The organism is Pseudoalteromonas sp. R3 (genome assembly GCF_004014715.1).
Taxonomy (GTDB): domain Bacteria; phylum Pseudomonadota; class Gammaproteobacteria; order Enterobacterales; family Alteromonadaceae; genus Pseudoalteromonas.
The window spans coordinates 971,335-996,593 of record NZ_CP034834.1 but is presented as its reverse complement, the minus strand read 5'-3'; the positions used below and the strand labels follow the sequence as shown (position 1 = coordinate 996,593).

Below are 25,259 nucleotides of genomic sequence, written 5' to 3'. Positions count from 1 at the left end.
GCAACCCAACTGGCCAGGGTGTGCCGCCAAAAAGCTTATTACTTTGTAAAAGGGGGCAGATCTGGCTATACAACACGCACAACCCGCAGCAATACTCGCAGCTACCCGCCACTTTCGAGGCGCGCCTCACTTATAGAAAACCTCCTGCTTTTAACGAAGCCATTCTGAACTCAAGCACCTAAAATGCTAAGCGAGATTTTTAGCCTGTTCCTGGCAAAACTCCTCACACCACACCTGCAATTCCGTCAGCGACATTGGTTTTGCATACACATAACCCTGTACCAGATCACAATCCATCTCTTTAAGGCCCTCCAGTTGCGCAACATGCTCCACCCCTTCAGCAATTACAGATAACCCCAGGCTGGCGGCCATCGACAAAATAGCGCGCACCAGATTTTGCGAATCCGGAGCATGTGCAAACTCATGGATAAAGCTTTTATCGATCTTGATAGTGTTGATCGGAAAGCGGCGTAAATAACTCAGCGAAGAGTAGCCCGTACCAAAATCATCGATAGACAGCTGTGCACCAGTGGCCCTGAGTCCTTCAAGCCAGGCCAGAATAGCTTCATCATCATCCAGTAAAATGCTTTCTGTGATCTCAAGTGCGAGATTGCCGGGTGAAAATCCGGTCTGGCGCAAAATATGGCGTAAGGTTGTGGCATTAAAACCCAGTCGGTACTGTTGACTGGATATGTTTGCCGACAAACTGCAGTTGAGGTTTAGTGAGCGATTCAACCTCTCAATGTCTGAGGTAGCCTGGGTCAGCATCCACTCACCCAGCTCAGAGATCAAGCCGCTTTCTTCTGCAACCGGAATAAACTCATCAGGGGTTATGTATTGCCCCTCATGGGGCCAGCGCGTCAGTGCCTCAAATCCATAGAGCTGACCCGACTTAAGCTCGATGATCGGTTGATAAAATACCGCCAGCTCATTATTGGCAATGGCCTTGCGAAGCAGTTGCTCCAGCTCTACACGACGATTAACCTGTTGCTGCATGGAAGGCGCAAAATAGTGATACTGATTGCGGCCACTTTCTTTGGCTTTGTACATCGCCAAATCTGCCCGGCGCAATATCTCCTGCTGCTCGCGGGCATCATCGGGCATAATGGCAATACCGATACTGGCGCCACTGATCACCTCAAATCCGTTAATGGTAAACGGTTGTGCTAATGATGTGAGTATTTTCTCAGCCACTTTTGCTGCGTCCTCAACATCGCTGATCTGACTGAGCAACAGCACAAACTCATCGCCCCCAAAGCGCGCCAGCGTGTCTGTACGACGCACCAGATGATTGAGCCGATTAGCAACTTCGAGCAGCAAATTATCACCTGCGTCATGCCCCATTGCATCATTAATGCGCTTAAAGCGATCCAGGTCGATAAACAGCAACGCACTCAAATGCGGCTGTCGTTCAATTTGTTTCAGATCCTGAGAGATCCTGTCCAGCAATAAGCGTCGATTTGGCAGCCCTGTCAATGCATCATACATGGCCTGATAGGCAATTTTAGCTTCCTGCTCTTTGCGCTCTGTCATATCTGACAGCACAGCAATATACTGCTGCACCTGACCCTGTTCGTCCTGAACAGCACTGATCGCAAGCCACTCCGGGTAAATGGTGCCGTCTTTTCGGCGGTTCCAAATCTCGGCGGCCCACTCACCTTTGGTTTCGAGCGTCTGCCACATATGCTCGTAAAATCGTGTATCGTGACGACCTGAACTGAGCAAGTTTGGCTTTTTCCCAAGTACTTCATGCTCCTGATACCCCGTGATGCGGGTAAAAGCCGGGTTTACCGCGGTGATTTCAAGATCAGCATTGGTTGTCATGATCCCTTCCTGCGTTGCCTGATACACAGCCGCTGCGGTTTTTAGTTCTGCCTCTACTTCTTTAAACTCGGTGACATCAACGCTTATGTACACATACCCGCCTTCTGCCGTTCGGGCATGGCGGATTTGCAGCCAACGCCCCTGTGTGGTTTTTTGCAACCGCTGCGGCGTCTCGCTTTGCTCATGGACAAATTCGGATTTACGTAAATGCCAGTCATCCAGAGTTTGCGGAAACTGGGCTTTAGATAACACGCCGTAATGCCGCAGCCAGCATTGATTGGTCAGTGTCAGTGTGCCTTCGCTGTCGTAGAGCGCAAACCCTTCTTGCAACCGCTCAATGGCATCGTGAAGTAACTGACTTGCTTGCAGGGCGTGATTTTTTGCTTTATTGAGCCGCTGTAAAATAAACAGTAACATCAGCAAAAGCACCACGGCCAGGCCAAACAATTGCTCACTCAGCGTGCCTGTTTGCTGCAACTGCATAGCATGTAAGTCCATTTGCGCCCGATACAAGCTGGCAAATGCGGCTTTACTGTCGATAGCCAGATACTGCTGACGAGTTTTGTGCACCTGGCGGTAATAATGCACGGCAACCTGAATATGATTGACGAATCGGCGACTCAGTAACGCAATACGCTCATCACTGCCAGATGTCTCGGCCAGCATCCGGATCCGGGTGTCCAGCAGCACCTCGTCGAGCGGCTGACCAGACGTTACCAGGCTTGCCAATATGGTACTGGCAAGTAGCGCCTGCGGATGCTGTATCGCAATCATTTCATCCAAAACCAGAGGCAGGTAGGTCAAACCATTTCGCATACCCACCGCTTGTGTTTTTAACTGCTCCATCAGCGCCATTTTATGGCTCAGTAACTTCAGATACGCCTGATACTCGGCGCCAACCTGGCCGCTTTGCTGTCTGTCGGTCAAATGACGCAAAGCTTTGTCCAGTTGCTGCAACTCATCAAAATGACGCAAACTGCCTACACTCAGTGCCAGGGCAAACTTGTCCAGTTTGGCATCAATAGACTTGGCATCGAACAAATGTGTTACCTGCTCGTGTTGTCGCTCACCTGTGGTAATGTGGGCGCGGAAAAAATACACCATCAAGGCCGTAAGCACGCACATCAGCAAGCATTGACCAATAACGGGGAGGTTGATTTTTACTTTGTGCTTCATTGATCCATTTCCTGGTGATGTCCGACTAAACTTTCCAGAAAAGCGGCAATTGCTGCCAACTCGGCTTCGCTGAGCGAGCGCCCGAGCTGATAACGTGCCATAGTGTTAATCGCCCCGGTCAGGCTTTGCTCACTGCCATCATGGAAAAAATACGTTTGTCTGGCGGCCATTCTTAGACCCGGCACTTTAAAGGTAAACTTGTCCTCTTCGCGACCCGTGACGTTATATCGACCATAATCAGCGGGCTCAATGGCCGTCCCACGATCGCCAAAGTAATCACCAAAAGTGCCCATTTTCGCGAACATGTTGCCACCGACATTTTTCCCCTGATGACAATTGATACAGCCATAATATTTGAACAAACGATATCCCTCTTGTGCTTGTTCAGACAAAGTGGCTTTACCTTGCAACCATAAATCAAACGGGGCATTTAGAGTGATGAGGCTGCGCTCGTAATGGGCGATGGCGTCACTGATTGAATCGCTCGACAGCCCTGCTCGATATACATGAGTAAACGCTGTTTTGAACGCTTGATCCTGATTGAGTGTCGCGATTAGCTCAGGCCAGGTGGTTGCAAACTCTTTGGGATTTTCTACTGGCAGCGTGACCTGCGCTTTTAAATCAATGGCTTTGCCGTCCCAGGCCTGACGAATATTGAACACCGAGTTGTATACTGTAGGCGCACGAATCTCTCCAAGCCGCTCGTATGCCCCCTTAGAACGGGCTGCATTGTCGGCCCCATGACTCGATAGCTGATGACAAGAAGCACAGCTAACATCGTTGGTGCGTGACAGTCGAGTATCAAAAAACAACTGTCTGCCCAGTGCAACTTTGCGCGCATCGGTGGCGACACTTTGCAAAGGTAATATCGGCTCAGCGACCACACAGGCCGAGCCAATAGCAAGTACCCAAATCAAAGACCTCAACATCACGCTTTAGTACCACTCTTAGTAACTAAACACCTTGCTAAGGTAGCACTTATTAACGATACCTGACTTGATATGGAATAAAGAAACCGTGATCTCAGTCGCAGCTAACGCAGGCTTGTATGCACCTATAAAAAGTCCAGCAGGACCGAGCAGGCACAACAATAAAATTCTGACAACGGGAGGTGCAATGCCAAATTTTGTCTAAACTTGTGAGATAAGAAGCTTTTTAATCAACCCTATGCAATTAAAAACGCGCCTGACAGTCATACTGGGTTTAACCGCACTGGCTCCCATGCTGGTGATTTTTTCGTTGGCTATGTTACACAGTACCGAGCAGGCAAAGCGTCTGAGCATTTCCGCAGCCCAGGCAAAAGTCTACAACGCAGCCGCGATTTTCGACCGCTACTTTGCTAAACGCAAGAGCGAGGTTGCTGCGCTGGCGCGCCAGCCCACCTTTAAAACCATGGACTTCACTCAGATAGCCCCCATTTTGGCAGGCGAAAAAACATTCCACCAGCAAACCTATGAAAAGTTCATTCTCGGGCGCCCCGACGGGAGCTTTCACAATACCGAGGGCGGCAACCCTTTTCAGAATATGCTCAGAACATTTGATGACACTTCGCCGCAAGCCCGCAAGAGAACCATTACCCGCCGCGATTACTGGCAGGAAACCATTGGCCGTAACGTTAATCAAAGCGCTGAAATCTATGTTTCTGAACCCATGATCTCTTACACCACGGGAGTCAAGCAGATAGTGGTCGCCGCAACGATACTCGCAAACGACGGCAAAGTAGCGGGCCTGCTTGGTGGCAGCATTCCCTGGCGAGAAATAGATCGCCTGGTTCAGGAGGTATCACAGCAGGTTGTCCATCAGTTTTATGACAATGCACGTTTTATGCTGGTGTCTAAGGAAGGCATTTATATGTATCACTGGCTGCCAGACAAAATAATTCAGCTAAAACGTGAGCAGGGCAAGTTTGTCGTGAATGACATTGGCGAAAAGATTGCTATTCGTTTAAAGGTCACCGAAGAAGCCAACCCACAACTACAAGAAATTGGCCTGAAAATGATTGCGGGTTTTAATGGCTATGCTCAGTTGGACAAAACCGCCACTGAACCCAGGTCTTATATTTTTTATGCACCGGTAAAATCCGCAGGTTACAGCATTGCGCTGACCTTACCCGAGCATGTTGTCTTTGCACCTGTATATGCATTGCGTCAGCAATTGCTGATTATTCTTGGGTTTGCAGTGGTCATTTCGTTGCTGGTCGTGTGGCGCTTTTCATACGGTATTTATCAGCCTATCGCTAAGCTGACCAAGGCCGCACAAGCTTTAACACAGGGTAATTTTAGCGTGTCACTGTCGACCCGTGGCAAAGATGAAATGGCTAAACTCAGCCGTGCATTCGCACAGATGCGCGACAAAGTGTATCAGCGAGAGTCAGAGCTGGAACATAGAGTCGAAGAGCGCACCCAGGCACTGGAGCTGGCCAAGCTTGCAGCAGAAGAAGCCGCCAGCGCAAAAAGTCGTTTCCTGGCCAATATGAGCCACGAGATACGTACACCCATGAATGGTATTCTGGGCACCCTGCAGCTGCTCAATCAACAGAACAACTTCAGTGAAGAGCAACAAACCCTTATCCGGGTTGCCAACGAATCAGGACAAAATCTGCTTACCCTGCTCAATGATATTCTCGATATTTCTAAACTCGATCAGGGTGAAGTATCACTGTATTTTGAGCCTTTTGATTTGTACGCTGTTTTGCATCACCTGGAACAATTGTTTAGCGAAAAAGTCATAGAAAAGCGGCTGCGTTTTCAACTGGTTATTGGTGACACCGTGCCAAAAGAGGTCGTCAGTGACAAACATCGGCTACAACAAGTACTGCTTAACCTGCTGAACAACGCCATTAAGTTTACCCATGAAGGCTTTATTCGGCTAGAAATTCAGAATATCGGTGATATGGAGCAAGTAATGCTCAGGTTTGCCGTCTCTGACAGTGGCATTGGGATTGCCGAGGAAAAACTTCCCCACATCTTTAATCCTTTCTATCAGGAAGATGAAAGTACCACCCGGCGCTATGGCGGCTCCGGCCTGGGCCTGTGTATCTGTCAGCAGATCATTGAATTATGTGGGGGTCATCTTAATTGCCAGTCAGTACAAGGAGAAGGCAGCGAGTTTGACTTTAACTGGCCTGTGGCGCCCTGCTGCCTGATCTATTCTGAGGACAGCGATCAGGTTACATTTGGAGAGCTACATGGCCATATTCTGCTGGCGGAGGACAATGCAGTAAACCAGGTTGTGACTAAGGCCATTTTAGAGAAACTGGGTTTGAGTGTCACCATAGTCACTGATGGAGAACAGGCTTTACAACAGCTCGAGAAAGAACACTATGATTTGGTTCTGATGGACATGCACATGCCCAATATGGATGGCATAGAAGCTACCAAGGCCATTCGTGGTATGCCTCAGCACATGCAGCTGACGATTATCGCGTTGACTGCCAATGTCCTTATCAAAGACATCGAAGCTTGTTTCGCTGCGGGGATGGACGATTACATCAGTAAACCCATTGCGCTGGAGCAACTCAAATCTGTGCTGGACAAATGGTTAGCGGTAAAAAATGGCTAACCAGACCGTTTCCTGCTGGGGATCGGTCCAGCTGACTTTATGCTTACAATGTGCGGGAATATTCAAATAGTCTCCGGCTGACAGACGTGTCACCCGACCATCCTCAAACGTCAGTTCACCTGTCCCTTGTAAAACCAACACCCATTCATGTTCATCCTGATCGTACCAGCCTTGCGGTGGCGAAGTATGCCCTTGAGAGACAATGCGCTCAATCCTGAGCTGGTCATGGGACAGTAACGTCTGAAATACTTCTTCGCTGAGATCAGCGGGAAGGTTAGAGAGTAAGTTGTTCATTATTCACCCATCAATTGAATATCACACGGAAAGTTTCACGTATTGAGGATAAATTCTAAAGCAGAGAGTCCAGGAGTAAACAAGAACGAATGAGAAAAGGATAGCAGAAAAGAGATTTGGTGGAGCTAGGCGGGATCGAACCGCCGACCTCTTGCATGCCATGCAAGCGCTCTCCCAGCTGAGCTATAGCCCCAAATCGACGACAAAGATACTAGAAGATTTTTCTACCTTTGAAAACCCCCAAAAGTCACTTTTTTATAGTAATGAATCCGTTAGGGTAAAAATCGAACAGGCACATGTACGTTGATACACGTGCCTGCTGAAAATTTACCTTGTTACTTTGCACCGTTTAGTGGAGCAATTTAAGTGCCGCTTCCAGCGCTTGTTTGATATCAGGGTTAGTCAGCTCACCCGCTTCGAGGTCAAAGTTATCGAAGAAACTTGGCACTGACAGGCTCGCTTTAACATCCGCAGCGAAATAAGGCGCAGAAGCCACCGCGGCTCCCAGCACACTTTGAGCACCACCAGGGCCCGGTGATGTTGCCATCATGAGCATAGGTGTATTCTGATATACCTTCATATCGATGCGAGAAGTCCAGTCAAACAGGTTCTTATAGGCGGCTGAATAGCTGCCATTGTGTTCAGCAAATGACACAATAATCGCATCCGCGGCTCCAATCTTTGCGTAAAAACGCTGCGCTTCGTCTGGAATGCCGCCCTCAGTTTCACGCTCAATGCTGTAAATCGGCATTTCATACTCATTCAGGTCAAGTACTTCTACCTCAGCATTGGGGATCAATGAAGCCGCATAGCTGGCTAATTGCTGGTTAATTGACTGACGGCTGTTACTGGCTGCAAATACTAAAACTTTCATGGTATTACCCTCTCAAAATAAATCAAAAATGGTGTTTACTTAGGGTGATGACTTAATTTGTATTCACCTCAAGCTGATGACAACCAGTGTATATTAGGTTTTAATAATAATTAATATGGTAAAAGTAAAGTAACTATTTCCAAATGAATAACAATCTTTTTGAGGGCATTGAGATCTTTGCCGAGGTCGTCGAAAACAAAAGCTTTATTGCTACAGCCCAGAAGCTGGGGCACTCTCCGTCACATGTCAGCAAAGTGATTGCCAAGCTGGAAGAACGTCTGGGTGTTAGATTGTTGAACAGAACCACACGAACTCTGGCACTGACGCCAGAAGGAGAATCGTATTACCAAAACTGTGCCCAACTGATCCAGGATGCTCAGGCAGCACAACAACGCCTGAATGTGACCGACGATATTCCAAGGGGCACCCTTAAGATCACCTGTCCGGTGGCTTTTAGCGCCGATTATTTACAACCGGTATTAGCTGAGTATCTGAACCGCTACCCGAATGTTTCACTGGAGTGGGATCTGGAAGACAAAGCCGTTGACGTCATTGCTGACGGCTACGACTTGGCTGTACGGGCAACCCCGCAACTGGAAGAATCCAGTCTGATCTGCAAACGGGTTTATCATTGCAAAACATACATTGTTGCCAGCCCGCAATACCTCGATCGTTTCGGGCAACCACATCATCCAAAGGAGCTGCAAAAGCATCATAGTATTTGCTATAGCAATCTCAAAACGCCGGACCGCTGGGAGTTTAAAGATAAGCAGGGCGGTATTTTTCATGTTGAGGTTCGACAACGGATCTTGTGTAACAATGGTCATATGCAAACCGCGATGGCACGCGACGGGATCGGTATTGCACGCCTGCCCGCCTTTTATGTCGACACCTTACTGGCGCAACAGCAACTGGTGCCCCTGTTCCCTGACTTCCCGCAGCCAGACGTCAACGTCTATGTGGTTTATCCAAGTCGCCGCCACCTCTCTCCCAAGGTGCGACATTTTATCGACCTGTTATCGGCACATTTTGACAAAATACGCGCCTAATAAAAGTCTCATTGAGTCGGTGTATGGCGTGGGCTACAAATACGCCACAGAATACTAACTGGCTTTTGGCCAGTCACAGGTTTTGACTGCTTTGTACCAACTGCGTTCGAATTGTCTGACTATCACAGGTTTGGGTAGCTGAACATCAACGCCCAGCGGTTTTGCCAGATGCTGAAAGACCAGCCTTCGAACATTATCATCCTGAAGCTGCATATATGCCAGCTTGAGACCGGCTTTAGTCTGCTGACTAACGGGGTAACCTTCCAGCTGCATAAAGCGAGCATTGACCCACAGTAGCATTGCTTGCTTGGTCTCATTAGGGAAAGATTCGGTTAGCCTGGATGTAGGTCCGTACAAGCGCTGATAGTTCAACAGTTGTTCCTGAATAATAAAGGCGAACAGTAAATTGACCCCCGCTGAGATCTGCCCGGAGCGCTTATCTATCTCTTGATAACTGGCCAGTGCTTTGCGAAACTGGCGCTCTGCCTCAGCCACATTGCCGAGTTCCAGCGCAATAATCCCCAAATTATTGGCGATGATGCCATTTTTAGAGGTAATACCCGCTTTATCGGCAATACTGTTTGCCCTTCCATACAGACGACGGGCGTGTTCATAATCACCCAATTGACGCGACACCAGCGCCAGGCTGTTTGTCAGGATCAGCCTCTGCTGATCTGACTGCGCATGTTGGTAGGCACACTCCAGACTAAGCCTGGCATCATTCAGATAGTCATGACGGCGTAACCAGATCCCCAGTGCACTCATGGCCGTGGGCAATTTTTCGATAAAGTAGGGGTGGCTATGATGCGTAAAAATGGCCTCCAGCGAATACTCCATCAACTCCATTTGATGGGTCGGTACGGCTGCTCGTAAACGGATCAGATGCCAGCGTAAAAACAAAGAAGTGGGCAGGTCTTCTGCCTGGTCAATCTGCTCGAGTAATGAAAGAGTCGTGGCTGGGTCAACAGTCAGGTAGTCTTCTGCTTCTTGCAGTTTGTCTATGATCTGTGACGGTGTCGCAGCCCATATAGTCAGCGGTACCAGCATCATCCACAGCCCTATAATTGCTTTCAACATCGTCAGATCCGCGATTACCTACCTCCTGAAACTATAGATTGCGCGGCAACATTGTTCAAAGTCACTCACTGGTGCTCGAAGTAAATGCGATACGTGGTCGACCAAATAGGGTAATCAACTTCCATCAAATAACAGCTATAGTTAGTGGGGTCCAGCGCTGCGTAACGGAACAAGTAATCAAGCTTTTGCTGTTGCGTAGCATCGCCATGCAAGGCCTGAGCACCCGCAGCTAAATCAATTAAACGCAGCTCCGGAAATTCTGGTAATCGCTCAGTCCACATATCTTCGACACTGAGCTTACCTTCCTCTACTTTCTGATTACCGTGATAACAGCCGACATTGACACAGCTGTGGCGATCTAACTGTTTTTCGATCAATACCAGTAACCGCAATTTTTTGGCCGGGTTTTTAATTGAAATACTGGTGGAGCTGCATTTGCTGGCATGACTCAAAGGGTCAACCAGTTCATCCGGATTATTGAAAATGAATGTTGCATCAAAGTGTTCATGGCCTGGGATAGGATCAAACACCAACCCGCTGTTTCCAGGAGAGTAGCTGGCAAAAGCGTTCAGTAAACCAGGTGTCGATAACTCTTGCGCTATACCAATACTAAATCGCTTGGCGTCGACCCGGCTATGCACATTAATGTCCAGCGGCGCGATGAAATCATCGCTGTGAGGATGGGTGTAAAACTGCACAAAAGGCGCTGCGCCGGTTTCTCGCATCACTTGCGATTTGCTGATCATAGCCACTTCTTGTAAAAACCCTTCCCGACCTCGTCCACGGGTTAATACATAAGCGCAAAAGATTTCATCCATGCTCATACCCAGCAACGATTTGGCTGCATAGTAGAGTTGGGCACGCTTATCCTGACCTGACACATTGCCACCCGGTGTGTTCGCTTTGTTCTCTTGATCACCTGCCAGTAAGCGTTTTAGTTCGGCATGACTTCTGGCGTACTGAGGCATGGTAGCAGCAAAACGCTGACTGACCTGACACCACTGAACTACCAAATTATCAGGAATGTGCCCTTGTAGCTGACTGCCCAGCGCATTCAAAGCCTGGAGCCCGGGTAAATGGTAAAGTACTTGCTCACCAGACTTGGCTTTGTTGGCATTAAATAAACGCTGACTGGTTGAACGGTGACACCCTATGTGGCGAGCAAAACCGCCAATGGTCTGTGCTTGTGGGGGTAATGCCCGCATGATAGCGGTGAGCACTTTTTTGACGCGCTCACCTAATCTGCGTAGTTCACTGTGTGCCTGGTTACTCAGTCCCATGGTCTTCTAATTTACGTCTCATTTTTGATAGATTACCTAGGACTGAGTAAAAAAGCGACTAGTTACAGCTGCCTACAGATTTCCATGGACCCCAAGGACCTGACTGAGCCGGATCTTCACCCTGCACCCACCATTGCGCCTCGTACACTACGCCGTTTTTAGCGACTCGGTCGCCAGTGTTGTATACCTTGCTCGCATCCCAGGCAGGCAGGCCCTGACAATTATCGTCCCCACCAACAACCACTTCTTTAGCCAAAGTACTGCTTTGGCCCTGATCATCGGTTACAGTCAGACGAATGGTGTAGCGTCCTGCTGCGCCATAAGTATGAGTCACAGAAGGTTGAGTCGCACTCTGACCATCCCCAAATTGCCACTGGCTAGACACTATCTGGCCGTTGTCAGTACTGGTATTCGTCAGGATGACTGTCAGGCCTGACTGAGCTACAGTAAAGCCAGCCACAGGAGCAGGATCGCCCGTCCCGTTGCAGTTATCTAACTTCTTCCAGACATTAGGATACAAATCGGGCTGTGCACCCGCAGACCACCAGATAGCCTCGTAGATGCTGCCCTGATAAGATACCTTATCGCCTAACGCGTATGACACTGAACGGTCCCATGCTTCAACATCGCATACCGGTGGCTCACCAACAGAGACGACTTTCGATACGCTGGCTGTCTGCTGTGCAGTATCTGTCACAGTTAAAGTAACATTGTAATCGCCATCTGCCGCGTAAGTATGGCTTGGGTTAGCAGCGTTGGAACGGTTACCATCACCGAAGTTCCAGTCATACGCTGTGATCCCGTTGTCATCGGTTGCGCGGTTGGCAAAGCTCACCGTCATACCTGATACCGATGAGCTGAAATCAGCAACCGGTTTGGCATCTGTCGGGTTATCCGGTGTAAGGCCAGTTTTTTGCTCGATCCAGTTGAGATAACTGGTCGTTCTGGTGAACGCAGTCGCACCTGAGCAAGCAATACCCCAGCTGACAGTACCGATACTGTAGAAATCATTCCCGACACGCACAGCATAAGGACCACCGCTGTCGCCGTTACACGCTGAACGACCGCCTTCACCTCCGCCACAAATAACTGAGCCCGGGATATTAAAGTTCAGCTGGCTACTGCAGCTGGCATTAGAAATCACTGGCAGCTGCGCTTCGCGAAGCACATCACTCGGACGGCCACGGTTTGAGGTCAGCCCCCAACCAGAAACCGTTGGATAATCACCAATGCCGGCATACTGATCGGCAATGGACTGAGTAGGGAGTTTAGCTGGGGTATACTTGCTTGCCGCCGGAGTAGCCAAGCGTAATACAGCAATATCATAGCCCGAGCGGATCCCGTTCGCACCGCGCCAATTCTCATGCATGATAATCTGAGATACTCTCAGGGTGTCACCATCTCCACGACTGATTGAATGGGCACCAACACGTACCGTCAGGCTAGCCGTAGAAGCATTATCTAAACAATGTGCAGCAGTAAGCACCCAGTTTTCGCTCAACAACGTACCACCACATCCCTGACGCCCATTCATCAACAAAGCAACCTGGTATGGTCTTGAATAAGCTGGGGTTTCAATTCCTCCAACGACAGATGGAGTAATATCAGTTAAGCCCGATTGTTGCGTATTTGCAGAGACATAGCCCGCTGACAGTGACATGACTGCTGCGGCCAAAATTGTAATTTTCATGTTGTATCCTTGTAAGGTTATTGCTCAAAAAGCAATCTAGAAATAATCTGAGATACACATAAAAATCAATAATCATGATGAAAAAAACAACTGGCACGACCAGTGGAAAATTTAGTTACTGAAGGATCATTAGTTTGTATTTTAAACACTTAAATGTAACAAGAATTTTACAGTGTTACGTAGAATAGATTGCACAATAATTTCTTCGAAATGACAGTTAAAAGTTTTGGAACGTTTTAATTTACAAGCACTTAAACCGCCCTTAACTGAAAGAAAAACCTCTCAGAAATAGCTAAGCAAACCAGGAGCTGCAATCTTTGGCGGGCAGACGTGAGTCAAAGAGGAGGCATAGTAATACCGTATTTGTGGTAAATCTGAGTTATATCACCTTGTTCAAGCATGTGCCTTAATGCCTGATCAATTTCTCTTTTTAGTTCTGCCCTTTTTGGTTGAATACGCATAGACACAGGTAGTTTGCTTATTTCATAGACTTCCTTAAACCCACCATAAGCAGGGTAGTTTGCGATGTAGTAAGCGGCAGTAACATCGCCGATCATGATATAATCAAGGCGGGTATGTGCCAACTGAACTAACAATTCTCTTTCCGAGATATTGTCATATACCGCAATTTTTCCGGGGCCAAAATGCCGCTCAAATGATCCATAGCGATAGCCTCGCACGCGCCCCATAACCTTGCCATAAAATGACTTGGGTTGTTGTGTAAGGCTCGCCTCTTTACGGCCTAATACAACCTCGCGGGAGAAGGCATAATCAATACTGTAAATACCAGGCACTCTGGAGCTTTGCCGCCAGCTAGGGTTCACTCCTGGTTCAATATCAATTTCACCAGATTCAAATGATTTATGTCCCCGGGCAACGGATAGCAGAACGAACTCAAACTCATGGCCGGTTAATTCGCCGATTCGATCAAAAATATCTTTAAAGATCCCTGCCTGCTCTCCCTTTTCGAGATAATTATAAGGTGGGTTTGCACCATGATAGACCAGAACGGAGAAACGCTCAGCCTGGACACTTGCCGACAATAAGACCAGCACCACTAACACGCAGCGCACAAGCTTTAGGGGTTTTTCACGCATTATAACGTGCTCAAACGAGCAAACCCAAAGGTTTAGAAATAAGCATATAAGTAGACGTTTAATTTTGCGGTTATACAGATCTTAAGCTTAGTTAAGCAACGCGCTTAGGCAAAATTTTATAAATAAAATGTAATACAAACATTGGGTATTGAAGTTATTTGCATAAGGCAAACCAAGTTTAAATATGAAAATATTCATTAAGCGAACCTACACCATAAGTAAGTACACACATACAAACTATTAAAGTCAATAATCAAGGTTAAATTGAATGATTTTTGCACTAAAATAAAATTATATAAATAAAACTTTCTTTAATTCGTCTATTTATCGAAACATAAGTTTCATGATAATGTACCAACATTGGTCCTAAGAAAGACACAGGGGCACCCCCCATTGATTTTCTACAGCTGTGGTAGGGCAAGATAAAAACAGATGCCTGCCTGACTATAGTGACTTGTATCAGGCTGTTTCATTGTGCGTATGAGCGAATGACGCACAGGAAACGGGTTGATTTATATCTATCAAAAAGGAAATTTAACCATGAAAAACGCGTTACTTGTTACATTACTATCACTTGCAAGCACAACAGCAATTGCCGCAGTCGCACCAGCGGAGCACACACCTGTCAGAGCGGGATATGCCAGTGTTGACGAAGTGATTGAATATGGCCGTCAGTATCAGGAGATTAAAGCTCAACTACTGGAATCAGGATACCGTCTGCAAGGGTGTAATCAGCATGTGATCAACTACTTTGTACAACCCGCTTCGCCCGTTTACTTCTACGCACAAACTGAATGCACTTACTCTCGTTCAGTAGGCGGAGATTACTCACTGGAAACAGACTATGCCATGGTCAAGATTGACGTAGACTACCACCAGTTCAACCAGCTGTTCCACGAAGGCGCAGTCAACGTGAACTATGTAACTGTTTACTAAACTCAACCGATATTAATTTGGAGTAAGTTAACTTAGCTGATAACTCAGTATCACTATTCGCTCCAATGACTTAACGGGCTGCTTTTCAACACGAAAAGCAGCCTTCGCTCTCAGTCCTGTATTTTTCCATCAAATTCGTTTAGTTAATATCCCTGCCGCGCCAAACGTTAAAAAACCCCAGTACCTGCGCCAAGCAGTTTCTACTCTGATGCACCCTTTCAGATTAACCAGCAAGAAAACGGGTAGCGCAGTTCACTATGTATCGGCACTGTTACAAAAGCCAGACAATCTGATACCCAGCAACTCCATGCAACAAGTTACAGTTCTATTGAAGCATATCAATGGGATACAATTATGAAAAAACACCTTATTGCACTGGCCTTGTCACAATTTATGTGTACTTCGGTATTGGCCTCACCCGCTATGTGGCACACTCTGGATCAGCAGCGGACAAAGACACAAAGCGCCCAGCGTCACTATCAGTTGGATCATCATGCACTTTCATCGCAGCTTGAAAAGCTCACTCAAGCACAGACGATTGAGCTGATGCTCCCTTTACCCAACGGTGAACTGGTTGAGTTTATTATAAGACCAAGTCAGGTTATGGCACCGGAACTGGCTGGTAAGTATCCGGGGATTAAAACTTTCCGTGGACATGAGAAAGGTAATCCGGCCCATTCTGGTCGTTTCGATTTCGGACCACACGGCTTCTATGGTGTCTTTAACCATAAGGGGCAGCAGGTGTATCTGGACCCTCAACCCCAATCGGGCGAACACCATTACCGCAGCTATCATGACAACAGTCAGGCTCTGAACAAAAAAACGTTCAAACAGCACGCACCCAGAAAACACAAGAGTGACTTGCATCAGCGCAATCTGCTCGAACAAGCCGCCCTGAACAACACACCACAAGCCATACCAAACACACAGATCACTTACCGCATAGCCGTTGCTACAACTGGCGAATACGCTCGCTTTCATGGCGGCAGCAAAGAAAAAACGCTGGCTGCCGTGGTCACTATGCTCAACCGTATCAATGATGTTTATGAACGCGACCTGGCCATTAAGTTTGAGCTGGTTGCAGACAATGACAAGTTGCTTTTTCTCGACCCCGATACAGATCCATTTGCTAACACGGATGAGGATATTGATAAGATCAGTGAACAAATTAATACCCGAATTGGTGCAGACAACTATGACATAGGCCACCTGGTAGGCACGGGCGGTGGCGGTCTTGCTGGGTTCGAAGTGGTCTGTACTGAACTGAAGGCCGAGGGAATAACAGGTAGCGAAGCGCCGACCAACGATGCCTTTCATATAGATTATGTTGCCCATGAGATAGGTCACCAGTTGGGCGCAGATCATACCTTCAATGGCGAAGCCGGTGCATGCGGTGGTAATCGGGCTGAAAACAGTGCCTATGAACCTGGTAGTGGCTCTACCATTATGGGCTATACCGGCATTTGCGACGAACAAGATCTCCAGCCCAATTCAGACCCCTATTTCCATATTCACTCTCTGGATCAGATGAATCGTTACGCCAGGATCTCATCAGGTAAAAGCTGTGGTGTGCATACGGAGCGCGGCAATTCACGCCCCGAAGTGAACGCGGGTGCCGACTACACCATTCCGGCCCGCACATCCTTTACCCTCACCGGCAGCGCAACAAGCAACACACAGGACACACTCAGCTACAGCTGGCAACAGTTTAACCTGGGCGGAGCGTCAGCCAGTAAAGCAGACGACAGTGTTGATGATGGTAAACGTCCTCTGTTCAGAGCCTTTAATCCGCACAGCGCACCACAACGCACATTGCCAAAAATGGCAGACATACTGTCTGGCCAGCCGAGCTTTGGCGAAGCCTATGCAACCACAACCCGCAAACTCGACTTTCGCCTGGTTGTCAGAGATGGTCAGGGAGGTGTCGGTGATGACGCAATGCAAGTTTCTGTAGTTGGCAATGAACAAGGCTTTGCCGTCACCTTACCTGACAGCTCAAGTCAGTGGCGCGGTAATACGCAACTGGTAAAGTGGCACACAGCAGGTACTGAGCGTGTGCCCGTTTCCTGTGAAAATGTCGATATATTGCTTTCCAAAGACGGCGGTAAGACATTTGACATTGAACTGGCCACACGTATTCCCAACTCTGGCCAGTCTGAGGTAAAGCTTAGCAACATCAGCACTGAGCAGGCGCGAATTCAGGTAAAATGCCACGACAATATCTTTTTTGCGGTCAATACGGGCAACTTTAGCGTCAATGCCGACTCATCTGGCGATGTTGCACCTGTGATCACAGGACAGAAGCCCCTGAGCCTCACAGAAGACAGCAGCATACAAATAAAACCCGACGACCTGATATTAGCCCGGGCTATGACATTAGATACCCTCACTTTATCCGGCGGGCAAAACTATCTGGTAACGGGTACAACCATTACGCCAGCGAGCAATTTTCATGGCGAACTGAATGTGCCAGTAACAGTCTCCAGTGGTTCGTTAGTCAGCGCGTCATTTGCACTCAAGGTCACGGTAACACCTGTCAACGATGCACCTGAAGCGCAAAACGATACCTATACCCTTGACTTTGATTCTAAGAATAATTCGCTGGCAGTACTGGACAACGACCAGGATGTGGATGGCGATGCGCTGAAGATCAGCAAAGTCGACTATCGGGGTAAAGGTCAGGTGACTATCAGTGGCAATGCCTTGGTATATACCCCGGCTGTCGGTTTTTCAGGCGCCGAGACCTTCCGATACGATATTGAGGATGGACAAGGTGGCAGCGATTTTGCGACCGTTACGGTGACAGTAAAAGACAACCCCAATCCGGACAACGGCGGGGGTGACAAAGACGATGACGATTCAGGCTCATTCGGCCCCTGGGCGATACTAAGTGCCCTGTTATTATTCGGCAGAAGGCGCCGCCGTTAATCAAAGAAATGGCCAGCAGCATAAAATGCTCTGGCCATTATTCATATGAGCAAGCCCTGCTTAGGACAGCCTTTCCAGGGCACGCGTTAGATATTGCCCGGACTGTACATCCGCTTTAACTCTCTGCACATTTTGCTTCATCTGGTCAATTTGCTCCGGCGTCAGCTCTGCAAGACGGGTTTTAATGTCACGCAGTGAACTCACTTTGAAGCCTATCCCTTGCTCTTCCACAAAATCGGCCATAGCCGCTTTATCCCAGATGATGATCGGCATTTCACACAGCAAATACAGCGACAGTTTATGCGGGTTATTGTACTTAAGGTACTGACCCGTCACACCGTCACAGGTATCCAGTGTGTTGCCATACCAAACCAGACCAAAGTCTCCATCAATATGATCGATCACTTTATCTGATGGGAAACATCCCTTGTAGTCCAGCATGGTATTGTTGATGTTTTTAACTTTCTTCTCATCATAACCAACACCGTACAGATCGAACTTAAAGTTACCACGCTCCAGGGCATCCAGTTCATAGACAAACGGCCCCATATTACCGGCAAAAACTACGCGGATTTTGTCATAGTCAGTAGGTGTGCGCTGAGCATTCGGATTATCCGTATGCAGATAATCAAATGCTTCGATATTGGTGATCTCGCCCTGAATATTCTGCTCTTCAAACCAGGCACGCATCTTGTCGTTATGCACAATCAGCTGATCCGATTTATTGAGCATATTGATCTCTTTTTCAGAGTGACCATACTTACCTTTGAGGCTGCGCACATCGTGTACCAGCGTTAGCACTTTGCTGTTTTTAAGCTTAGCGCCCCACAAACAATAGCCATAGAACTTGTTAAACGGATACTGAAGGCACACGGTACTACCCGATTTCAGCCTTAACAAGGCCCAGCTGACACCCAGCGCACTGATCAAGGTACCCAGCACCGAATTTGCAATCCAGGTTTGTTTGAAACCAATGTTTTGCCAACCATTGTTCTCCAGGATGGTTTCGCAATCCATCTTGGCTTTACCTGCGGCATCAAACTTAGAACGATAGTTTCTTGCGATATAAACTTTGCGACTCATGATGTTATGCCAATTCCTTACTGGTTAAGGCTAATGCCGCCTCAATGGTGTCATCCATATCATAATATTTGTAATCAGCAAGACGACCACCGAAAATAAACTTGTCTGCATAAGGCGCAGTCTTTGCCAGTTCCTGATAACGAGCTAACAGGGCATTATTGGTTTCGTCGTTGATTGGGTAGTAAGGTTCATTGTCTTTGCTGAACTCATGCGGATATTCTTTGGTAACAACGGTTTTTTCCTGAGCACCAAATTCAAAGTGCTTGTGCTCCAGAATACGCGTGTAAGGCACGTCGCGCTCAGTGTAGTTGACTACTGCATTGCCCTGGTAGTTTTCTTCGTCCAGTACTTCTGTTTCGAAATGCAAACTACGATATTCTAGTTTGCCAAACTGACACGCAAAGAACTCATCAATTTTACCTGTGTACAGCACTTTATCTGCCATTTGGTTATATTTCTCGGCATCTTCAAAGTAATTAACACCCGTTTTAACTTCGACCCCATCTAGCAGCGCATCAGTCAGAGCATTGTAGCCCCCAATCGGGATCCCCTGATAGCGGTCGTTGAAATAGTTGTTGTCGAATGTGAACCTAAAAGGAAGTCGCTTAATAATAAAAGCAGGTATCTCCGTTGCCGGGCGGCCCCATTGCTTTTCTGTATAGCCTTTGATCAGTTTTTCATAGAGGTCACGACCGCCTAAAAACAACGCCTGCTCTTCCAGGTTTTTAGGCGACAAACCGGCATAAGGCGCACGCTCCTGAGCAATTTTTTCTTTTGCCTGCTGTGGCGTGGTTACACCCCACAACTGGTAAAACGTGTTCATATTAAAAGGCAGGTTATAGAGCTTATCTTCGTGTCTTGCGACAGGCGAGTTGACGTAATGATTAAACGACACAAAACGATTAACATAATCCCATACCTGCTGGTTACTGGTATGAAAGATATGCGCACCATACTTATGTACATTGATCCCTTCTACCTGTTCGCAGTAGATGTTTCCGCCAGTGTGATCACGCTTATCAATCACCAGAACTTTCTTACCCTGATCAGTTGCTTCTCTTGCAAATACAGCACCAAACAGGCCTGCACCAACAATCAGGTAGTCATATTGAGCTTCATTCATTTAAATTTGCCTTTTTGAATCGGTCTTGGCTCTATCGTAAGCGCAAAACTATATCAGAAAAAGTGAAGAAATGATTAAATGAGAAAGAGGAAAATCCAAAATTCATGCCGATATAAGCACAATGTGGCAACTTTTAATCTGCCTTTACTTTCATCAGCATAAGCAGATTACCATTTGTGACTATCAGTCACCGTAACGGTACAGAAAACCCGAGCGCTCGGGCAGTATCAGTCCGTTAATTAGCAAACCTTAAGCAGGAAAAGCGGCTTAGTTTCAGGTCGCTGGTACTTGCCTGCGAAAGCACCACCAATCCAAGCCCGCAGCACTAAAAATGCCCACCGAGTAACACACCAGATCACTGAGTTTAAAGCCGAAACCCAGCACCAGAGCACCAAATCGGGTATGGCGGATATCATTGAGCCATTGCGCCTGATATAGCTGCGAGAATTCAATGGAAAAAGAAAATGCTAAAGCCAGGCAGACAATGACTCGGGTGCGCGCCGCGGGCTGAACACAGCAGAATAACCAGAACACCATCATGGCCCACAATACATCTCCTGCATAAAGTGCAAGCAGGCTGGGCAACTCAACAAATGAAGCACGAGAAAGAAGCCCCAGAAGAATCGTCATCAAGAAAAGGCTGATATATAGCGCAATATTGCGCTTAATAATGACCCGGTTCACTGCCTGCTCCACTCGATATCTGTACATCCGCACCACCCCATTGTCTTTAATAGTCTTCTCGGGCCTTTAACTCAGTAAAATCACTCATGACCCACTTCTGATAACCGGCGCGCTGTTGAAGGACTTTATACCACCTACTCACTCGCTGAGGCAGCTCAATGTGGAGCCCTTGTGACGTCAGTCTGTAAAGCACAGCGCCTGCGGTGACATCAGCCAGGTTCAGCGTGTCACCTGTCAAATAGTTGCTGTCTGTCAGCTGCGATTCAAGAATATTCAAACATTCGCGACAAGTATTCAGTGCCTGCTCCACGGCAATCATATCGCGCCTTTCTGGAGGCTTTCTGTAGTACCCCCAGAAGGTCGCCATAAAAGCGGGTTGCAATACACATTGCGACCAGTCCATCCAGCGCTCGTACAGGGAGCGTTGATACGGACACGCTGGATACCAGGTCTCTGCTCCATAACTGGCTGCCAGATAGCGCAATATGGTATGCGACTCCCAGACAACCTTGTCTTTATCAATGAGTACCGGCACTTTTTTCATCGGATTGTGCTGAGTAAAAGCAGGTTCATCCAAGCCGCCGAAGCGACCGCCAAGCTCAAAATGTGTATATTCCAACTCTAACTCATCAAGAAGCCAGAGCACTTTTTGAACATTAAATGAGGTAGTACGACCATATAACTTCACGACATTCCCTTTTTGATTTAATTTTTTCAGCGAGGAGGATATAAGATTATAGCCATACCCTATAGAGGTCCATCAATTAATGTCAAAACATCGCCTTGCTGATTCTGCCACGGGACCAATGCTCAGATTGCCGATAGCGCTGAGTATAGGGTGGCCAATTAACACACATCTATCTAATTGCAATACTTAACGATCAAACCTAGACCAAAGTCTAATCTCAGTGCTGTCAATCTCGGTTATGTTGGATAAGGTCCGTTGACGATTTAATACCTGCAGCAATTTTAGACTGCATGGAAAATCCCAACAGGCCCACAACATGTAAAGGAGCACTATTATGAATTATCGACATTTGATCGCAGTTTCACTCACAGCGGGCTTGGCATTCAGCCAGGCACATGCAGCAAGCTGTCAGGGCGTTAACACCTACCCAGACTGGACGCAAACAGACTGGCAAGGCAACCCCAGCCATGCCAATACCAACGACAAAATGCAGCATCAGAACAAGCTCTATCGTGCAAACTGGTGGACCCGCTCAGAGCCGGGCACCAGCTCTGCCTGGCAATATCTCGGCCGCTGTGATACGGGTAATCGCGTTACGCCCGTTGAACGATATGGCAAGCTGAGCGTCTGTGGGACCGGACTGTGTAGTGAACAGCAAGAAAAGATCCAGCTGCGTGGCATGAGCAGTCATGGTCTGCAATGGTATGGGCTTAATAAGTGCCTGACCGATGCCTCACTGGATGTACTGGCACAAGACTGGCAGGCAGATATCGTGCGCCTCAGCTTGTACGTACAAGAAGGCGGCTATGAAACTGACCCGGTTGGATTCACTCAGCAAATGAATACCCTGATTGATATGGCCAGCCAGCGCGGCTTATATGTACTGGTTGACTGGCATCAACTCAACCCGGGCGACCCTAACTATAACCTGGCGCTGGCCAAGCAGTTCTTCACCGACATCGTCAGTGCCAACAAAAACCGGAATAATGTGATTTACGATATCGCCAATGAGCCCAATGACGTCAGCTGGCCTGAGGTTCGCCATTACAGTGAGCAAATAATCCCGGTGATCCGCGCCATTCAGCCCGATGCACTGATCCTGATAGGGACGCATGGTTGGTCAACCTTTGGCGCTTCAACTGGAGGGAGCGTACAGGATGTAATTAATGATCCAGTGCCATTCGACAACATCATGTACACTTTCCACTTTTACGCGGCATCACATAAAGACTATCACCGCTCCGTGTTAGATCAGGCATCCGATGTGTTGCCGGTTTTTGTCAGTGAATGGGGCACTCAAAACTACGATGGTGACGGCCCGAACGACCCCGTCAGCTCACAAAAGTACATAGACCTGATGAAGCGCAAAAAGATCAGCTGGACCAACTGGAACTATTCCGATGATTTTCGCAGTGGCGCAGTATGGAAAAAGGGAACATGTAACACTCAGAATTTTGTCGACAGCCAGCTTAAAGAGGCAGGCACCTGGGTCAAGGGCTGGATAGAAGAAGGAAGATAGCAATATGACGCTGTCTGTGATTTAGCAGACAGCGCTCTTTTGGAGGGTTCAGCTAAACTGCAATAGCCCATACCTGATCTTACAGCCTAGATAAGGGAGTTTAGACTTCACCTTACAGGCAGTAATGGGCGAACAACGGACGACCGCTCTGACTTTTTTTGGACAGAAATGAGTTATAGATTTTGCTAAATTAGCATTTAACGGATTACTTTTAGTATAGGAAAACCTTTAATTTAGTGTCCAAACTCACCCATCCATTGCACTAAATCAATTTAGTAGCTCATTTGCTAAAGAAAGTGCCACAAATTTATTTAAGTTTTGGTATTACTTAGAAGGAATAGCGACTCGTTTATCATTTTCTCAGTACTACTTAGGCGATCTAGTATGGTAGAAAAATCATCTGGCTTGCCAAAATACATACCACCTTCTACCATTTCAACAAAGTCTTGAGCAATTTCTGTTCTTAAAGGTTCATCTGGTATTAAGCATAGTTTCCCTGTTGAAGCGAGACTAAAATCAACTCCTTTTACACTCCATCTTGCGGATTTCATCTCCACCACATCATTTATAGCCTGATGGTTACCTAGCGGATCAACAATCTCTTTGCACATCATACAATCGACATCATACCAATGTCTTGCTAAGCGAGCTGCTTTTGGAGATTTCTCTGATGTACAAAATTGGTGTAATGCTGTCAGTTTCTCCCAAATTATGTAACTCGGGTCAAACACCAAAACATCCTCCGCAACAGGCAAGGATAAAGCTTCTTCGTATTCTTCGATTTCAGATAGGTATGTCGTTAGCTGGCTTGGTTCTGTCGGCTTACCTCGATTACGAGCGCCAAACTCCAGCAAAACAGGCCCCAAGTGATAGTGACTACCTGTTTGTTCAGCAACAATTGGATAATAAACTTCTACTTTCTCACTGTTAAGATAATTTGCCTGTAACCCTTCAATGCCATACGCATCAAGTCTAGCTTTTAATCTTTCAAAAAAACCAAGTGTCCACTCTTCTAGCCGTTTAGTTTGAGCTTCGCGAAACTTTTTGTTCTGACTATTAGACATCGTTGTTTCAGCCCAAGCTTCCGCTTCAGGCTTATCACCATTTAGCATGTCATGCCAATGAATAGAAAGGTCGATGTCTTCAGAGAAACGTTCGATAGCTTTCCAGCGTTTGGATAAAGCTGTGCCTCCTTTAAACGCAACAGCTTTCCCTTCCAACAACCCTTCATCGAACAGTAACCTAAGTAACTCAGTGACCCAAATATCTTTCTCGATGAATACTTCACCAAGACCATCAGGATGCTTTTGCGATGCATCTTTGAAAATATCCTTTAAATCGCTTCGTTTTGTCTTGTCACGATAGAAATCAAATATATCCATATCCATTCATTCCTATAAATTCAAACTTGGCAACACGTTATTGTTGTGAAAGCGATTAGTTAGTTTGCAAAGTAGTTGCTTACCTTCTAAGTTACTAATTTTTAATCTTGAGAAAGCAATTCTTAACTTTTCAGCTGGTAGCTCATAATTTTTGAACACTGACAAAGCACGAAGTAACCTTCCTTCGGGTGCGTTTCCCCATGATAGTAATTCGCTATTGACGTGTACCACCTTTACTCGTTGTTTACCTACTATAAACTCTCGGCTTGGACCATTAGTCCAGAATAACTTAATAATCGGAGCTTGTGTCTGAAGCCCGAGCTTATATGCTTCTTCTTGCCCTTGAGCTAGGAGTTTGTAGCGATTCTGACGGGCCCAAAGGTGCGCAACATCTTCAGCACTCGCCACTGTCTTGATGGAAGGGATGCTTTTTAATGGCTTTGGTCTGCAATAGATTCCTCTTCCAACGCGAGCTATAGCACCTTTCTTTGCTAAGCGGCTAAATGACTGTTGCACTGAAGCCTTACTCCCTACTTCATAAAAGCTGTCTATTGAAAAAGGGAGCCCTTTTTGTATGTGCTTGATTCGGTTTTCAATTTTAGCTTGAGTAGACATAGGAAACTCTACTGACAGATTAACATAAGGTCATTTTAACATATTCCTTATATAACTGGTAGTTACACATCACTAATGTCAGCAATTCTCAGCGCACCTATCCAGGGAATTTGTCGCACTGTACGCGACAAGTCCATGTCACTCTCTTGGGAGAGTGGCTATCACAAATAGAAAATATAAAAAATTTATTAGGGAAATCCATATAACGGGTGTGAGTATGTAGAGGCGCTATGTAGAAAAGGGGCATTTTGATGTTTCATGCCCCATCAGCAAGCCTATGGACAAACCTGAGTTTAGTTATTTTTCTAATTTAGTAACTTATGAATTACTACGGGTATGGCAAAAGTAAATGAACTCAATGCTATGCTCAGTACCGCTA

General features: G+C 47.0%; 19 protein-coding genes and 1 tRNA gene. 5 read left to right on the top strand and 15 right to left on the bottom strand.

Going from position 1 to position 25,259, the window contains the following annotated elements:
• Window positions 1-186 precede the first annotated feature (186 nt).
• Window positions 187-3,000, bottom strand: coding sequence for an EAL domain-containing protein (locus ELR70_RS03540; RefSeq protein WP_054013638.1), 2,814 nt, complete (start codon window positions 2,998-3,000; stop codon window positions 187-189).
• Window positions 2,997-3,929, bottom strand: coding sequence for a cytochrome c peroxidase (locus tag ELR70_RS03535; RefSeq protein ID WP_054013639.1), 933 nt, complete (start codon window positions 3,927-3,929; stop codon window positions 2,997-2,999). The genes ELR70_RS03540 and ELR70_RS03535 overlap by 4 nt, the downstream gene beginning before the upstream one ends.
• Before the next feature lie 238 nt (window positions 3,930-4,167).
• Here ELR70_RS03535 and ELR70_RS03530 point away from each other — a divergent pair, with 238 nt between their 5' ends.
• Entirely contained in the window at window positions 4,168-6,561 is a 2,394-nt protein-coding gene (locus tag ELR70_RS03530) for an ATP-binding protein (protein ID WP_054013640.1), read from the top strand.
• Here the strand turns inward: ELR70_RS03530 and ELR70_RS03525 are convergent.
• The 3 genes from ELR70_RS03525 to ELR70_RS03515 form a co-directional block, all read right to left on the bottom strand.
• Window positions 6,541-6,855 (bottom strand): cupin domain-containing protein, encoded by a 315-nt coding sequence (locus ELR70_RS03525; RefSeq protein ID WP_054013641.1) that lies wholly within the window; start codon window positions 6,853-6,855, stop codon window positions 6,541-6,543. The genes ELR70_RS03530 and ELR70_RS03525 overlap by 21 nt on opposite strands.
• Window positions 6,856-6,972: 117 nt before the next feature.
• Window positions 6,973-7,048, bottom strand: a tRNA-Ala gene (locus ELR70_RS03520).
• A gap of 156 nt (window positions 7,049-7,204) precedes the next feature.
• Window positions 7,205-7,729 carry an NAD(P)H-dependent oxidoreductase gene (locus tag ELR70_RS03515; RefSeq protein WP_054013642.1) on the bottom strand — a complete coding sequence of 175 codons (525 nt, stop codon included), beginning with the start codon at window positions 7,727-7,729 and terminating at the stop codon, window positions 7,205-7,207.
• 143 nt (window positions 7,730-7,872) lie between these two features.
• Between ELR70_RS03515 and ELR70_RS03510 the strand changes: the two genes are divergently transcribed.
• Window positions 7,873-8,778, top strand: coding sequence for a LysR family transcriptional regulator (locus ELR70_RS03510; protein ID WP_054013643.1), 906 nt, complete (start codon window positions 7,873-7,875; stop codon window positions 8,776-8,778).
• Between the two features lie 54 nt (window positions 8,779-8,832).
• Here the strand turns inward: ELR70_RS03510 and ELR70_RS03505 are convergent, their stop codons facing one another.
• The 4 genes from ELR70_RS03505 to ELR70_RS03490 all read right to left on the bottom strand — a co-directional run bounded on the left by ELR70_RS03505 (window position 8,833) and on the right by ELR70_RS03490 (window position 13,922).
• Window positions 8,833-9,855, bottom strand: coding sequence for a tetratricopeptide repeat protein (locus tag ELR70_RS03505; protein ID WP_054013644.1), 1,023 nt, complete (start codon window positions 9,853-9,855; stop codon window positions 8,833-8,835).
• Window positions 9,856-9,920: 65 nt separating this feature from the next.
• On the bottom strand, window positions 9,921-11,135 hold the full coding sequence (locus ELR70_RS03500; RefSeq protein ID WP_054013645.1) for a hypothetical protein: 1,215 nt from the start codon (window positions 11,133-11,135) through the stop codon (window positions 9,921-9,923).
• Window positions 11,136-11,193: 58 nt separating this feature from the next.
• Window positions 11,194-12,825, bottom strand: a complete 1,632-nt coding sequence (locus ELR70_RS03495) for a trypsin-like serine protease (RefSeq protein WP_054013646.1) — start codon at window positions 12,823-12,825, stop codon at window positions 11,194-11,196.
• Between the two features lie 335 nt (window positions 12,826-13,160).
• On the bottom strand, window positions 13,161-13,922 hold the full coding sequence (locus ELR70_RS03490; RefSeq protein ID WP_054013647.1) for a transporter substrate-binding domain-containing protein: 762 nt from the start codon (window positions 13,920-13,922) through the stop codon (window positions 13,161-13,163).
• Between the two features lie 540 nt (window positions 13,923-14,462).
• On the opposite strand from ELR70_RS03490, the gene ELR70_RS03485 reads away from it, so the two are divergent.
• Together ELR70_RS03485 and ELR70_RS03480 are read left to right on the top strand one after the other, a co-directional pair.
• Entirely contained in the window at window positions 14,463-14,858 is a 396-nt protein-coding gene (locus ELR70_RS03485) for a hypothetical protein (RefSeq protein ID WP_054013648.1), read from the top strand.
• Window positions 14,859-15,212: 354 nt separating this feature from the next.
• Entirely contained in the window at window positions 15,213-17,786 is a 2,574-nt protein-coding gene (locus tag ELR70_RS03480; protein WP_054013649.1) for a reprolysin-like metallopeptidase, read from the top strand.
• A 60-nt stretch (window positions 17,787-17,846) separates the two neighbouring features.
• Here the strand turns inward: ELR70_RS03480 and ELR70_RS03475 are convergent, their stop codons facing one another.
• The 4 genes from ELR70_RS03475 to ELR70_RS03460 all read right to left on the bottom strand — a co-directional run bounded on the left by ELR70_RS03475 (window position 17,847) and on the right by ELR70_RS03460 (window position 21,364).
• Window positions 17,847-18,869: a hypothetical protein gene (locus ELR70_RS03475; protein WP_054013650.1), complete on the bottom strand. Its 1,023-nt coding sequence runs from the start codon at window positions 18,867-18,869 to the stop codon at window positions 17,847-17,849.
• A 4-nt stretch (window positions 18,870-18,873) separates the two neighbouring features.
• Window positions 18,874-19,992 carry a UDP-galactopyranose mutase gene (gene glf / locus ELR70_RS03470; RefSeq protein ID WP_054013651.1) on the bottom strand — a complete coding sequence of 373 codons (1,119 nt, stop codon included), beginning with the start codon at window positions 19,990-19,992 and terminating at the stop codon, window positions 18,874-18,876.
• 273 nt (window positions 19,993-20,265) lie between these two features.
• Window positions 20,266-20,703 (bottom strand): DUF2809 domain-containing protein, encoded by a 438-nt coding sequence (locus ELR70_RS03465; protein ID WP_082353070.1) that lies wholly within the window; start codon window positions 20,701-20,703, stop codon window positions 20,266-20,268.
• 19 nt (window positions 20,704-20,722) lie between these two features.
• Window positions 20,723-21,364 carry a glutathione S-transferase family protein gene (locus ELR70_RS03460; RefSeq protein WP_054013652.1) on the bottom strand — a complete coding sequence of 214 codons (642 nt, stop codon included), beginning with the start codon at window positions 21,362-21,364 and terminating at the stop codon, window positions 20,723-20,725.
• 334 nt (window positions 21,365-21,698) lie between these two features.
• Here ELR70_RS03460 and ELR70_RS03455 point away from each other — a divergent pair, with 334 nt between their 5' ends.
• A complete protein-coding gene (locus ELR70_RS03455) occupies window positions 21,699-22,883 on the top strand; it encodes a cellulase family glycosylhydrolase (RefSeq protein ID WP_054013653.1) in 1,185 nt (394 codons plus the stop codon).
• Between the two features lie 311 nt (window positions 22,884-23,194).
• On the opposite strand, the gene ELR70_RS03450 is transcribed toward ELR70_RS03455, so the two are convergent.
• Both ELR70_RS03450 and ELR70_RS03445 read right to left on the bottom strand, forming a co-directional pair.
• Window positions 23,195-24,265, bottom strand: a complete 1,071-nt coding sequence (locus ELR70_RS03450; RefSeq protein ID WP_054013721.1) for a nucleotidyl transferase AbiEii/AbiGii toxin family protein — start codon at window positions 24,263-24,265, stop codon at window positions 23,195-23,197.
• 12 nt (window positions 24,266-24,277) lie between these two features.
• A complete protein-coding gene (locus ELR70_RS03445; RefSeq protein ID WP_054013654.1) occupies window positions 24,278-24,880 on the bottom strand; it encodes a DUF6088 family protein in 603 nt (200 codons plus the stop codon).
• Window positions 24,881-25,259: the final 379 nt, after the last annotated feature.

Excerpts from the sequence above, each read along its gene's own strand:
- ELR70_RS03480 (WP_054013649.1), top strand. The coding sequence starts at position 15,213 with ATGAAAAAACACCTTATTGCACTGGCCTTGTCACAATTTATGTGTACT.
- glf (WP_054013651.1), bottom strand. The coding sequence starts at position 19,992 with ATGAATGAAGCTCAATATGACTACCTGATTGTTGGTGCAGGCCTGTTT.
- ELR70_RS03535 (WP_054013639.1), bottom strand. The coding sequence starts at position 3,929 with ATGTTGAGGTCTTTGATTTGGGTACTTGCTATTGGCTCGGCCTGTGTG.
- ELR70_RS03485 (WP_054013648.1), top strand. The coding sequence starts at position 14,463 with ATGAAAAACGCGTTACTTGTTACATTACTATCACTTGCAAGCACAACA.
- ELR70_RS03525 (WP_054013641.1), bottom strand. The coding sequence starts at position 6,855 with ATGAACAACTTACTCTCTAACCTTCCCGCTGATCTCAGCGAAGAAGTA.
- ELR70_RS03465 (WP_082353070.1), bottom strand. The coding sequence starts at position 20,703 with ATGTACAGATATCGAGTGGAGCAGGCAGTGAACCGGGTCATTATTAAG.
- ELR70_RS03445 (WP_054013654.1), bottom strand. The coding sequence starts at position 24,880 with ATGTCTACTCAAGCTAAAATTGAAAACCGAATCAAGCACATACAAAAA.
- ELR70_RS03510 (WP_054013643.1), top strand. The coding sequence starts at position 7,873 with ATGAATAACAATCTTTTTGAGGGCATTGAGATCTTTGCCGAGGTCGTC.
- ELR70_RS03450 (WP_054013721.1), bottom strand. The coding sequence starts at position 24,265 with ATGGATATATTTGATTTCTATCGTGACAAGACAAAACGAAGCGATTTA.
- ELR70_RS03530 (WP_054013640.1), top strand. The coding sequence starts at position 4,168 with ATGCAATTAAAAACGCGCCTGACAGTCATACTGGGTTTAACCGCACTG.
- ELR70_RS03455 (WP_054013653.1), top strand. The coding sequence starts at position 21,699 with ATGAATTATCGACATTTGATCGCAGTTTCACTCACAGCGGGCTTGGCA.
- ELR70_RS03505 (WP_054013644.1), bottom strand. The coding sequence starts at position 9,855 with ATGTTGAAAGCAATTATAGGGCTGTGGATGATGCTGGTACCGCTGACT.
- ELR70_RS03475 (WP_054013650.1), bottom strand. The coding sequence starts at position 18,869 with ATGAGTCGCAAAGTTTATATCGCAAGAAACTATCGTTCTAAGTTTGAT.
- ELR70_RS03500 (WP_054013645.1), bottom strand. The coding sequence starts at position 11,135 with ATGGGACTGAGTAACCAGGCACACAGTGAACTACGCAGATTAGGTGAG.
- ELR70_RS03495 (WP_054013646.1), bottom strand. The coding sequence starts at position 12,825 with ATGAAAATTACAATTTTGGCCGCAGCAGTCATGTCACTGTCAGCGGGC.
- ELR70_RS03515 (WP_054013642.1), bottom strand. The coding sequence starts at position 7,729 with ATGAAAGTTTTAGTATTTGCAGCCAGTAACAGCCGTCAGTCAATTAAC.
- ELR70_RS03490 (WP_054013647.1), bottom strand. The coding sequence starts at position 13,922 with ATGCGTGAAAAACCCCTAAAGCTTGTGCGCTGCGTGTTAGTGGTGCTG.
- ELR70_RS03540 (WP_054013638.1), bottom strand. The coding sequence starts at position 3,000 with ATGAAGCACAAAGTAAAAATCAACCTCCCCGTTATTGGTCAATGCTTG.